Origin of the sequence: Streptomyces boluensis (assembly GCF_009908195.1) — a bacterium.
GTDB lineage: Bacteria > Actinomycetota > Actinomycetes > Streptomycetales > Streptomycetaceae > Streptomyces > Streptomyces boluensis.
The window spans coordinates 1-11709 of record NZ_JAAAHS010000028.1 but is presented as its reverse complement, the minus strand read 5'-3'; the positions used below and the strand labels follow the sequence as shown (position 1 = coordinate 11709).

Annotated in this window: 13 protein-coding genes and 1 tRNA gene; 4 read left to right on the top strand and 10 right to left on the bottom strand. The window is 71.1% G+C overall.

Features of this window, described 5'->3' with window-relative positions; translation table 11 throughout:
* Positions 1-35: 35 nt before the first annotated feature.
* Complete coding sequence (locus GUY60_RS06425) at positions 36-755, bottom strand: hypothetical protein (protein ID WP_161694695.1); 720 nt, start codon at positions 753-755, stop codon at positions 36-38.
* Positions 756-802: 47 nt separating this feature from the next.
* On the opposite strand from GUY60_RS06425, the gene GUY60_RS06420 reads away from it, so the two are divergent.
* Positions 803-991 (top strand): DUF5703 family protein, encoded by a 189-nt coding sequence (locus GUY60_RS06420; protein ID WP_111666225.1) that lies wholly within the window; start codon positions 803-805, stop codon positions 989-991.
* Between the two features lie 63 nt (positions 992-1054).
* Here the strand turns inward: GUY60_RS06420 and GUY60_RS06415 are convergent, their stop codons facing one another.
* The 3 genes from GUY60_RS06415 to GUY60_RS06405 form a co-directional block, all read right to left on the bottom strand.
* A complete protein-coding gene (locus tag GUY60_RS06415) occupies positions 1055-1738 on the bottom strand; it encodes a chaplin (protein ID WP_161694693.1) in 684 nt (227 codons plus the stop codon).
* A 140-nt stretch (positions 1739-1878) separates the two neighbouring features.
* On the bottom strand, positions 1879-2112 hold the full coding sequence (chpH, locus tag GUY60_RS06410) for a chaplin ChpH (protein ID WP_161694691.1): 234 nt from the start codon (positions 2110-2112) through the stop codon (positions 1879-1881).
* Positions 2113-2258: 146 nt separating this feature from the next.
* A complete protein-coding gene (locus tag GUY60_RS06405; RefSeq protein WP_161694689.1) occupies positions 2259-3593 on the bottom strand; it encodes a M20/M25/M40 family metallo-hydrolase in 1335 nt (444 codons plus the stop codon).
* Between the two features lie 176 nt (positions 3594-3769).
* Between GUY60_RS06405 and GUY60_RS06400 the strand changes: the two genes are divergently transcribed.
* Positions 3770-3854 (top strand) — tRNA-Leu (locus GUY60_RS06400).
* A 175-nt stretch (positions 3855-4029) separates the two neighbouring features.
* Here the strand turns inward: GUY60_RS06400 and GUY60_RS06395 are convergent.
* Both GUY60_RS06395 and GUY60_RS06390 read right to left on the bottom strand, forming a co-directional pair.
* Positions 4030-4752: an aspartate/glutamate racemase family protein gene (locus GUY60_RS06395; protein ID WP_161694687.1), complete on the bottom strand. Its 723-nt coding sequence runs from the start codon at positions 4750-4752 to the stop codon at positions 4030-4032.
* Positions 4753-4812: 60 nt separating this feature from the next.
* On the bottom strand, positions 4813-6333 hold the full coding sequence (locus GUY60_RS06390; RefSeq protein ID WP_161694686.1) for an NCS1 family nucleobase:cation symporter-1: 1521 nt from the start codon (positions 6331-6333) through the stop codon (positions 4813-4815).
* 224 nt (positions 6334-6557) lie between these two features.
* Here GUY60_RS06390 and GUY60_RS06385 point away from each other — a divergent pair, with 224 nt between their 5' ends.
* Together GUY60_RS06385 and GUY60_RS06380 are read left to right on the top strand one after the other, a co-directional pair.
* On the top strand, positions 6558-6968 hold the full coding sequence (locus GUY60_RS06385) for a YchJ family protein (RefSeq protein ID WP_161694742.1): 411 nt from the start codon (positions 6558-6560) through the stop codon (positions 6966-6968).
* A gap of 33 nt (positions 6969-7001) precedes the next feature.
* Positions 7002-7496, top strand: coding sequence for a gluconokinase (locus GUY60_RS06380; RefSeq protein WP_161694685.1), 495 nt, complete (start codon positions 7002-7004; stop codon positions 7494-7496).
* On the opposite strand, the gene GUY60_RS06375 is transcribed toward GUY60_RS06380, so the two are convergent.
* The 4 genes from GUY60_RS06375 to GUY60_RS06360 all read right to left on the bottom strand — a co-directional run bounded on the left by GUY60_RS06375 (position 7493) and on the right by GUY60_RS06360 (position 11673).
* Positions 7493-8131 (bottom strand): cytochrome b/b6 domain-containing protein, encoded by a 639-nt coding sequence (locus tag GUY60_RS06375; RefSeq protein ID WP_161694684.1) that lies wholly within the window; start codon positions 8129-8131, stop codon positions 7493-7495. The genes GUY60_RS06380 and GUY60_RS06375 overlap by 4 nt on opposite strands.
* Complete coding sequence (locus GUY60_RS06370) at positions 8073-8726, bottom strand: molybdopterin-dependent oxidoreductase (RefSeq protein ID WP_246234377.1); 654 nt, start codon at positions 8724-8726, stop codon at positions 8073-8075. Before GUY60_RS06370 ends, GUY60_RS06375 begins: the two co-directional genes overlap by 59 nt.
* Positions 8727-9118: 392 nt before the next feature.
* Complete coding sequence (locus GUY60_RS06365) at positions 9119-10693, bottom strand: APC family permease (RefSeq protein ID WP_187369945.1); 1575 nt, start codon at positions 10691-10693, stop codon at positions 9119-9121.
* A 29-nt stretch (positions 10694-10722) separates the two neighbouring features.
* Positions 10723-11673 (bottom strand): hypothetical protein, encoded by a 951-nt coding sequence (locus GUY60_RS06360; RefSeq protein ID WP_161694682.1) that lies wholly within the window; start codon positions 11671-11673, stop codon positions 10723-10725.
* Positions 11674-11709: the final 36 nt, after the last annotated feature.

Genomic DNA, 11709 nt, shown 5'->3' with positions numbered 1-11709 from the left:
GGCTCAACCGCCCGAGGTATGGCGGCGGAGCGGCTTCAGCGCGCGGCGCCGGGCAGGTCGCTGTCCGGCCGCGCCGACTCGTCGTCCTCGCCGGCGCCGGACGCGCCGCCCAGGCCGTCCAGTTCGTCGTCCAGCTCCTCGTCGAAGACGGAGCTCACGTCGAAGCGGCACACGATCTGCTGCGGGTCGGCCTGGTCGAAGGGGGTATCCAGCCACTCCCCCGGCTCGGACGGCTCGTCCGACGCCGCCACCCACAGGGTGGAGTCGCCCTCCTCCAGCCCGAACTCCTTGTGCCGCGAGGCGATTTCGTCCGGCTCGAACTCGCCGAACAGCACACCGAGCGCGGCGTGCACACTGTGCCCCACGACGCCCGCGGAGGACGGCTCGCCCGCCGCGGTGTCGGTGTCCAGGTCGGCTACGCGCTGTGCCTGCGCCCGCAGCCGCTGCGGCTCGGCCACCGTGTAGTCCCGGCGGATCAGCACGCTCAGCGCGTTCGGCTCGTCCGGGCCCGTGTAGGGCGGAAGGCTGTCTTCCGCGCCGGGGATCTCGAAGGGCGTGACCTCGTCGTAGGCGTCGTAGAGCAGCTCGTCGTACACCTCCGCCGCCGCGGCCAGCTGGTTGAACGCCTCGTAGACGCCCGAGTCGTCCTCTCCCGACCTCTGCTCGACGGCCGCCAGGTGGGCGTCGAGCGCGGCCTTGACCGCCTCGGCGGCGGCGCGTACCTCGGCAGCTGTGGGCTGCGCAGCATCAGACATAGTGCAGACGCTATCCGTACCAGGGCGCTGCCCGCACAATAGATGCGATGCCGGAATACGAATTTGTCGACGTGTATGTGCCACGCGGGGTGTCCCGCAAGGACGCCACCCGCCTACTGACGGACCACGCGGAGTACGGACACTGGGAGTTGGACCGACTGAGCCTGCGCCGGGACGGGAGTCGCAGGGTGCGGCTGCGCCGCCGGATCATCCGCCAGGTACGCGCCACCTGGTGAACAAAGGAACGGAGTGGGTTCCGCGACCGCGGGTCCCACTCCGTCGTCCTACCTGCGCGTGTACTAGGCCCCCACGCGCGCCCTGCGGTACAGCACGGTGCCCGTCAGAAGCAGACCCGCGCCCACCGGCACCGCCACTCCGAGCGGCAGGTCGCTGCCGGTCTGGGCGAGCTCGACACCCCTGGTCGACGTGACGAGCTGAGTCTTCGGCTCGTTCGGGTCGGCGTGCCGGGCCCTGTCCACGATGATGCCGCCGGGGTTGTCCTCGCCCGGAGGCGTGACGGCCTCTCCCGCGTCGTTGCCGCAGCCGTTGCCCGTGGTGGGGTTCAGGGCGCCGACGCCCGTGACCGAGTTCCCGCAGGCGTTCACGGGGACGGAGACCGGGGCCTCGACGCTGTTGCCGGAGAGAATTCCGGGCGAATCGCTCGCGCCGCCGTCGGCGGTCGCACCGCCGCCCGAGTCCTCCGTGCCCGTGGAGCTGCCGCTGTCGGACGTCGACGTGCCGTCGGACTCGTTGGCGCAGCCGTTGCCCGCCGCCGGGTTGAGGATCCCGATGACGTTCACGGTGTTGCCGCAGACGTTGACCGGCACCTCGATCGGGGCCTGGACGCTGTTCCCGGAGGCGACGCCGGGCGACCGCTCGGTGCCGCCGTTGGCGGCCGAGTCGGCGTGTGCGTAACCGGTGACGGCGAGAACGCCGCTCGCGGCCGCCACGGTGATCAGGCCTTTGCGCGTGACCTGTCGCATAGGTACTTCCCTGTCTTGGAACTACTGGGAACGCGCACGCCCCACCTCGGGACGTGCGCCTAATGCCCAGCAGCCCCGGAGTGCATGAGGCGCACTCCGGGGCCGCGGGCTCAACCCCTCAAGGGGTGAGGCACAACACGTCAGTTGTTGGCGCAGGTGTTGCCGAAGGTGGGGTTCAGCAGCCCGATCACGGAGACCGTGTTGCCGCAGAGGTTCACCGGCACGTGCACGGGCACCTGCACGACGTTGCCCGAGAGCACACCCGGAGAGCCCACGGCAGCGCCCTGAGCACCCGAGTCAGCGACGGCCAGGCCCGCGCCAGCGAGCACCAGACCACCAGCGGCAGCCGCAGCAGCGACGACCTTCTTGATCATTTTTCCTCCTTGTTGGCCATGCAGTCCCAGCCGCGGACTGCACCACCTGTAACGAGGAGGAAGGGGCATGGCTACGAGGCCACGGCCCCATTCACCCTTTTCAGTCAAGTGCGCACAAGCGGGCGATTATCGGAGTGCGGGGCGGTTCAGGAAGCGTCGATGAAACGGTCGAGCACCCGCACCCCGAACTTCAGACCGTCGACCGGGACCCGCTCGTCCACGCCGTGGAACATGCCCGCGAAGTCCAGCTCCGGGGGCAGCTTCAGCGGCGCGAAGCCGAAGCAGCGGATGCCGAGGTCGTCGAAGGACTTGGCGTCGGTGCCGCCGGAGAGCATGTACGGCACGGCGCGCGCGATGGGGTCCTCGGCCTTGAGCGCGCTCTGCATGGCGTCGACGAGGCGGCCGTCGAAGTCGGTCTCCAGGGCCTTGTCGGCGTGCACGTCCTCACGCTGGACGCGCGGGCCGAGGAGCCGGTCGAGGTCGGCGAGGAACTCATCCTCGTACCCGGGCAGGAAGCGGCCGTCGACGTGGGCGGTGGCCTGGCCCGGGATGACGTTCACCTTGTACCCGGCGCCGAGCATCGTGGGGGCGGCGGAGTTCTTGAGGGTCGCGCCGACCATCTTGGCGATGCCGCCGAGCTTGGCGAGCGTCTCGTCCATGTTCTCCGGGTCGAGCTCGGTGCCGAGGGCGTCGGAGAGCTCGTCGAGGAAGGAACGGACGGTCTTGGTGACGCGGATCGGCCACTTGTGCCGGCCGAGGCGCCCGACCGCCTCGCACAGCTCGGTGATGGCGTTGTCGTCGTTGGTCATGGAGCCGTGGCCCGCCGTGCCGTCCACGGTGAGCCGCATCCAGTGCATGCCCTTCTGCGCGGTCTCCACGAGGTACAGGCGCAGGTTCTCGTTCACGGTGAAGGAGAAGCCGCCGACCTCGCCGATCGCCTCGGTGACGCCCTCGAAGAGACCGGGGTGCTTGTCGACGAGGTGGCGCGCGCCGTACGTGCCGCCGGCCTCCTCGTCGGCGAGGAAGGCGAGCACGATGTCGCGCGGGGGCTTGCGGCCGCTGCGCATCCGCTCGCGTACGACCGCGAGGGTCATCGCGTCCATGTCCTTCATGTCGACCGCGCCCCGGCCCCAGACGCAGCCGTCGGCGATCTCGCCGGAGAAGGGGTGGTGGGTCCAGTCCTGCGCATTGGCCGGTACGACGTCGGTGTGGCCGTGGATCAGCAGCGCGGGCTTGGACGGGTCCTCGCCCTCGATCCGCGCGACCGTCGAGGCGCGGCCCGGGTGGGACTCGAAGATCTGCGGTTCGAGGCCGACCTCGGCGAGCTTCTCCGCCACGTACTCGGCGGCCTTGCGCTCGCCGGGACCCGAGTGGTCGCCGTAGTTGCTGGTGTCGATGCGGATCAGGTCACGGCAGAGGTCGACGACCTCGTCCTCGCCGGAGACCGACGGTGTCTTCTCGCCCCTGCTCGACTCGCTCACGCTGTTCCTCCCGAGTTGCCGCTGGTGGTCCCTCACATACTCGCGCGCCGACCCCCCGCTCCCCAAGGCAGGGCGCGGGGCGCAATGCGCCGTTCACGTCGCCCGGGGGTGTGATCAGGGGCCCTCGAATGTTTGCTATGGTTTTCCACGTCGCCGCGGGAAACTGCGGGTCACCGGTCCGGGTGGCGGAATGGCAGACGCGCTAGCTTGAGGTGCTAGTGCCCTTTATCGGGCGTGGGGGTTCAAGTCCCCCCTCGGACACAGTCGAAGCGGGTCGTGACTTTCGGGTCACGGCCCGCTTCTTCGTGTGCCCGTACGGGTCTTCACGTACGGGTCTTCGCGTACGGGCACATGGGCGTACCCGGGTGCGGACAGCAGACCGCCCGCAACCCTGTCGGAGGCTGCGGGCGGTTGCGTATGTGCGGGCGGGGGCCCGTCAGTTGCTCGGCGGCCAGTTCTTGAAGTGCTTGGGGCGGGCCGGTGCGAAGGTGCGGACCTTGGAGGTCCTGAGGCCGAGGCGGACCAGGGACTCGGCGATGGTGACCGCGGCGGCGACGCCGTCGACGACGGGCACACCGGTGCGTTCGACGACCTTCTCGCCGAGTCCGGACATGCCTCCGCAGCCCAGGCAGATGACTTCGGCGCGGTCCTGCTCGACGGCGCGGGCGGCCTCCTCGACGATCGCCTCGACGGCGGCGGCCGGGTCGCGCTCCAGGTCGAGCACGGCCATGCCGCTGGCGCGTACGGAGGCGCAGCGGGCGGAGAGCCCGGCGAGGGCGAGCCGGTCCTCGATGAGCGGGACTGCCCGGTCGAGGGTGGTGACGACGGAGTAGCTGCGGCCCAGGAACTGGGCGGTCGTGGCGGCGGCTTCGGTGATGTCGACGACCGGTACGTCGAGCAGCTCCTGGAGACCTTCGCGGCCGTGCTCGCCGTAGCCCGCCTGGATCACCGCGTCGAAGGGCTCGGGGTAGGCGCGGACCGCCTCCATGACGGCGATGGCGGCGAGATGGCTCTCGTAGTTGCCCTCGACGGAGTCGGCGCCGAACTCCGGGGTGAGGGCCACGATCTCGGTGCCGGGGGCGGCGACGCTCGCCGCCTGCTCGCCGATGCTCTTGGTCATCGACTCGGTGGTGTTGACGTTGACGACAAGGAGTCGCATGCGTGTGGTTCCTGATTTCTCGCGTGGTGGTGCGGGTGGGGCTGGTGCGGCTGTGTCCGCTCAGGCGCTCGGTACGGCGATGGCCTCGCCGTCGACGTCCTCTTCGGGGACCGTGGGGCGGCCCGGCAGGACGACGAACAGCAGGGCGGCGGCCAGGGCGCCGATGAACCAGGAGAAGCCCGAGACGCTCTTGAACGCCGGGACGAGTGCGATGACCACAGCGAGGGTGGCGGCCGGGACGAACGCTCCGACGGCGCGGGGGTTGATGCCCTTGCGGTAGGCGTACGTGGCCTCGGGGTGCTCGGTGTAGAGGTGCGGGACGTGCACGCGGGTCTTGCGGATCAGCCAGTAGTCGGCCATGACGATGCCGAAGACCGGACCGAGGAGGGCGCCGAGGCCGCCGAGGAAGTAGTTGACGACGACCGGGTTGTTGTAGAGGTTCCACGGCAGGATGACCAGGCCGATGGAGGCGCTGACGACGCCCGCACGGCGGAAGTTCAGCTTGTGCGGGAAGAGGTTGACCAGCGTGTAGACCGGCGCCACGAAGTTGGCCATCAGGTTCACCGCGACGGTCAGGACGATCAGCGCGAGCGAGGCCAGGACCAGCAGGAACGTGTTGGGGATCGTCTGCACGATGTCGGACGCGCTGGTGACGACCTTGCCGTTGAGCTTGAACTGGGCGCCGCTGAGGACGACCACGATCACGGCGAAGAACAGCATGTTCACCGGGATGCCGATGAGGTTGCCGAGGTTGATCGAGCGGTTGCTCTTCGCGGAGCGCGTGAAGTCGCAGAAGTTGAGCACGAACGTGCCGTAGATGACCACCCAGAGCGCGGCGGCCTCCAGGATGTGCAGCCAGCGGTCGGCGCCGGTGAAGGCGTTCCCGGCGTCCATCGCGATGGACCAGTCGGCCTTGGCGAACATCCAGACGGCCAGCGCGAGCATCGTCACGAGGACGGCGGGCGCGGCCAGTTCGACGTACTTGCGGATGGCCTCCATGCCGAAGCTGACGATCAGCACCTGGATGACCCACAGCACGAGGAACGAGACCCAGCCGAGCACGGAGAGGCCGAGCACGCTGTGCTGCTCCCAGGAGGCGAGGCTCGGGATCAGCTCCTTGAGCAGCGCGGAGAGCACCGTCGCGGCCAGGTAGGTCTGGATGCCGAACCAGGCGATGGCGACGCCGCCGCGGATCACGGCGGGGAGCTGGGCGCCGCGGATGCCGAACGCGATGCGGCTCATCACGGGGAACGGCACGCCCGTCTTCGAGCCCATGTACCCGGAGAGGGTCAGCAGGCCGAAGAGGAAGACCGAGGCGAGCAGGAAGGCGGCGAGGATGTCCCAGACGCCGAGTCCGAGCGCGAACAGGCCGAGCGCGAAGGCGTAGTTGCCCAGGCTGTGCACGTCGTTGGCCCACAGCGTGAACACGCTGTAGCCACTCCAGCTGCGCCCTTCCTTCAGGGTCGGCGCGAGGTCCGGACTGTAGAGACGCGAGCTGGTGCCGGCGTTCGCGGCGCTCGACTCGGTACCGCCGTCGAGCGACGCCTCTCCTGTGCGCGAAGCGCCCTGAGCTGTAGTCACACCAGCCGCCTTTCAAGCGATTTCGGTATACCGAAATCCAAATTCCGAAGCAGGTGACCGGGACGCTACGGGCGCGCTTGCCTGGCGGTCAAGGGGTTGCGGGAGAAATGCGGGAGTGTTTACGGAGCGCTACGCGAGTAAATGGGATACCAAATGACAGTGCGTGCACCCCTATGAACAGGGAGCGAGGGGGCGCCGTGCCGGTGTCAGGGCCGCGCGGCACAATGGGCGGCATGTCTCCTCGTACGACGTCACCGTGCCCCTGTGGGCGAGCCCTCGGCTACGCGGAGTGCTGCGGGCGGCTGCACTCCGGGAAGGGCGCCGCGGCCTCCCCCGAGGAGCTGATGCGCTCGCGGTACGCGGCGTTCGCCGTGGAGGACGAGGCGTATCTGCTGCGCACCTGGCACCCGAGGACCCGGCCGACGCGGATCGGGTTCGAGGCGGGCGGGTCGATGCGCTGGGTGGGCCTGGAGATCCTGGACAGCTCCGAGGGCAGCGCGTTCCACAGCACCGGCACCGTGACGTTCCGGGCCCGGTACGTGGAGGGCGGGCGGCCCGGCGCGCTGCACGAGCGCAGCAGGTTCGAGCGGCTCGACGGGGCGTGGGTGTACGTCGACGGGGACGTGTACGAGTAGCGGTACGGACCGGCGCGGCGGGAGTGGGGAACGATGGAGCCCGGTCGGGTCGTCGTGGTGATGGGCGTGAGCGGCACCGGTAAGTCCACGGTCGGGCCGCTGCTCGCCGAGGCGCTCGGGGTGCCGTACGCGGAGGCGGACGCGTTCCACTCCGAGGCCAACGTGGCGAAGATGCGGTCCGGCACCCCGCTCACCGACGAGGACCGGCTCCCCTGGCTGGACGCGATCGGCCGCTGGGCGCGGGGGCGTGCCGGGCTCGGGGGTGTGGTGAGCTGCTCGGCGCTGAAGCGGAGCTACCGCGACCGGCTGCGGGCGGCCGCGCCCGGCATCGTCTTCGTCCATCTGCACGGCTCGCGCGAGCTGATCACCGCGCGGCAGTCGGCGCGTGCGGGGCACTTCATGCCGAGCTCGCTGCTCGACTCACAGTTCGCGACGCTCGGGGCGGACGAGGTGGGCGTCGCGGTGGAGGTGACGCCCGCGTCGGAGGAGGTCGCGGGCACGGCTGCGGCGCTGTTGGAGCGGGTCTAGGGGACGTCGTCGCGCCGCAACTCCCGCTCTGTGACGAGGGGTTGGTGTGTTTGCCGCAGCGGCCAGGTGTGGACGGCCATCCCGATGTGACCGGCGACGACCACGCCCACCGCGAGGGCCAGCCAGTCGTGGACGAAGGTCGCGCCGGTGCGCCAGGCCTGCGGGGTGAGGTCGGTGAACCACATCAGCAGGCCGGTGCCGAGCATCACCAGGACCGCGCCCGCGATCCAGCCCGCGTACAGCTTCTGCCCCGCGTTGAACCTGCCGTGCGGGCGCGGCCCCCGTTCGCGGCGCAGCGCAGCCCGCAGCCAGCGGCGGTCGTGCGTTCCGAAGCGGTTGAGCCGGCGCACGTCGGCGCGCAGCGCGCGGGAGGCGAGGCCGGCGAGGAACGGCGCCGGCATCAGCAGTCCGGTCCACTCGTGCACGGTGACGACGAGGGCGCGGCGGCCGACGAGCTGGGCGAGCTGCGGCACGTACAGGCAGGCCGCCGAGGCGATGCAGACGAGCATCAGGGCGGCGGTCGTGCCGTGCGCCCAGCGCTCGGCGGCGCTGAACCGGCGGGCCCGTACGGGTGGTTCAGGTGGTCGGGGCGTCGTCGCGGCTGTTGGACCGGCCGACCCAGGCGTCCACGTCATAGCCTTCCTGCTCCCAGTAGCCGGGCTGGACGTCGGCGGTGACGGTGATGCCCGACAGCCACTTCGCCGACTTGTAGAAGTACATGGGCGCGACATAGAGGCGCACCGGGCCGCCGTGGGCGTGACCGAGCGGCTTGTCCTGCATACGAAGGGCCACCAACACGTCGTCCCTGCGGGCCTGTTCGAGGGTGAGGCTCTCGCTGTACGCGCCGTCGAAGCAGGTGAAGCGGACGGCACCGGCCTCCGGGCGGACCCCGGCGGCGTCGAGCAGCCGGGACAGACGTACGCCCTCGAAGGGGGTGTCGGGCACCCGCCAGCCGGTCACGCACTGCACGTCGCGCACCAGCCGGGTCTGCGGCTCTGCGCGCAGGTCAGCCAGGCTGTAGGTGGCCGGGCGCTCGACCAGGCCGTCGACGCGCAGCCGGTAGTCGTGGGGGCTCTTGTGCGGTACGGAGGCGACCACCGAGTAGTAGCGGAACGCGCCGCCCGCGGGCAGTACGTCGGTGAGTCCGGTGGGGTCCCGGCTCGCCACGGCGTCTACGCCGCGCTGCAGGAGCGGTGCGGCGGCGACGCCGGCTGCGCCGAGGCCGAGCATGCCCAGGACTATGCGGCGGCCGATGGGGGTGCCGTGGGGGTCGTCGTCGTCCGGGGATCCGCCCGGGGTTTCGTGTGGTGCTTCGTGTGGTGCTTCGTGTGGTGTGCTGCTCACGCTGTCGAGTGGAGCACTCGATGCCTGTCGGGGCCAGGGGGTGCGGGGCATCGTCAGTGTTCCGTCATTTCTTCCCCTCCCCGCCCCTTCCCGAAAGTCCTGCGGACAGCCACGGGGGCCAGCCCCCGGACCCCCGCTCCTCAAACGCCGGAGGGGCTGAAATTTGCGGGCGTGGGCTGATGGCTGCGCCAAAATGCTCAGCCAAATTCAGCCCCTCCGGCGATTGAGGAGGCCCGTCCGGCAGGACTTCGGGAAGGGGCGGGACTGGGGAAGAAGCCCTATCCGGGGCCACCCTCCCTCGCCTTCTCCAGTTGGAACGCCTCGTTGCCCAGGCCTATGCGGGCGTGGGCCTCTGGGCGGCGGGTGCGGAGAATCGCACCGTGCAGCAGGCCGACGAGCGCCGCGGCGCCGATCACGCCGGGCAGGAGCCAGGCGAGGGCGGAGCCGGGGCCCGCGCCGACCAGGACGTCGAAGTCCTTGACCGTGTAGACGGCGATCACGAGCAGGGCCAGGCCCGCGAGGCCGGAGGCGACGAGGCGCCAGGCCTGGGCGCGGGCGGCGCCGCGGCGGGCGAAGAAGACGATGACGGCGAGGGACGCGGTGGCCATCAGGGCGATGATGCCGAGGGCGCCGACATTGCCCATCCAGGTGAAGAGGCGCAGCACCGGTACCGTCGGGTCGCCGGCCGGCCGGTCGTCGGTGACGGCGAAGGCGAGTACGACCGCCACCGAGATCACGGTCTGGAGCAGCGAGCCCGAACCGGGCGCCCCGCTGGCCCTGTTGGTCCGGCCGAAGGCGGCGGGCAGCAGTCCCTCGCGGCCCATGGCGAAGGCGTACCGGGCGACGACGTTGTGGAAGCTGAGCATCGCCGCGAACATGCCGGTGACGAAGAGGATGTGCAGGAGGTCCGTGAAGCCGGCGCCGAGCCGGGCCTCGGTCAGGCCGAACAGCAGCCCCGGCCCCTGTTCGCGGGCCGCGCCGACGATACCGGAGGGCCCGGCCGCCACGGTGTACGCCCAGGAGCTGAGGGCGAGGAACAGTGCGGCGAAGCCCACGGCGAGGAACATCACGCGGGCCACGACCACCTGCGGCCTGCTGGTCTCCTCCGCGTACACCGGGGCCTGCTCGAAGCCGACGAACGCGGCGATGCAGAAGCAGAGCGCGGTGCCGAGGCCCGCGCCGCTGAGCGTGTCCGGGTCGAAGGCGGCGAGCGAGAGTCCGGAGGCGGCGGGCTCGGCGACGGCCGCCACGTCGAAGACGACGACGAGCAGGCACTCGACGACAAGCAGGACACCGAGCACGCGCGCGTTGAGGTCGATCTTCAGCCAGGCGAGCACGGCGACCAGGGCGACAGCCGCCAACGCCGGTACCCACCAGGCGACTTGGAGGTCCAGGTACGTGGCGAGGAGACCGGACACCTCGAAGCCGAAGATGCCGTAGATGCCGACCTGCATCGCGCTGTACGCGACCAGCGCCACCAGCGATGCGCCCGCGCCGGCGGTGCCGCCGAGGCCGCGGGAGATGTACGCGTAGAAGGCGCCCGCGTTGTGCACGTGCCGGCTCATCTCCGCGTATCCGACGCCGAACAGGGCCAGGACGACGCCCAGGATGACGAAGAGGAGGGGCTGTCCGACCATGCCCATCACGCCGAACGTGGTGGGCATGACCCCGGCGACGACCATCAGCGGCGCGCTGGCGGCGAGGACGGAGAGCAGCAGGCCCGCGGTGCCGAGGCGGCCTGCGCGCAGCGCCCGGTCCTGGCCCTTGTAGGTGTTGATCCGGCTGCTCTTACGGGCGGCGCCGCCGCTCCTCGTGCTCGAAGTGCTCGAAGTGCTCGAACTGCCCGTCGACATGGTGGGGTCGGGTCCTTTCGGGGTGGGGTTCATGCGGCTCCGAGGGCCGCGTTGCGCGCGGCCCTGAACGCTTCGGACGGGTCGCGTCCGGGGTAGGCCCAGGGCTCCTCGGTGGCGTACGGCCCGATGCGGTGGAAGAGGGCGGCCGCCTCGGCCGCCCGGCCCTCGCAGAACTTGGCGTGGGCGAGGAAGTTCAGGTCGATACGGCCGCGCGGGTGCTGGGCGCCGTCCCACTCCAGCCACCAGTCGAAGGCGGCCTTGAGTACGAGGCGGGCGCGGCGGCCGGTCCAGTGCCCGGAGCGTTCCGGAGCGTTCGACGCCCGGCCGGCACCGGCGAGTACGCGGTACCGCTCGGCGTGCGCGACGACCGGCAGCATCGCGAGCGGCGAGTCGGGCGGGACCTGGTCGGCGGCCCAGGAGGCGAAGTCGTACACCTCGTGCAGCGGGTCCTGGCCCAGGTCGGCGCGGCGCTCGGCGAGGCGGCCGACGATCAGGTGGTGGGCGTGGTGGTGCGCGGGGTGGCGGTGGCGCACCTCGTCGAAGAGGCGCACCACCTCTTCCTCGGTGCCGACGCCGCGGGCGAGGAGCAGCAGGGCGAGCCAGGGCGTGGGGTCGTCGGGGGCGAGCTCGGCGGCGTCCCGGCAGGCGTCCTGGGCGTGTTCGGGGCGGTCCTTGCCGCGCAGCGCACGGCTGACGGTGGCGCAGGCGAGCAGGGCCGCGGCGTCCGCGCTCTCGGGTTCGGCGAGCCGCCACTCGCGCGCCCAGGAACGGGCGGCGGGGACCTGCCCGAGGACGACGAGGCGGTGGCCGCGGCGGTCCCAGTCGGGCCCGGTGGCGGCGAGCAGGGCACGCGTGCCGGTCCAGCGGCCGCGCTCCAACTCGGCGCGGGCGGCGGTCAGTTCGGTGTCGTCGAGGGCCGGGTCGAAGACGCGTGCGGCACGCCTGCGGGCACGCCCGAGGGGAGGAGGCGGTGGGGGCACCTCGGGGTAGTCCTTCCCATCACGGTGGTCAAGCGG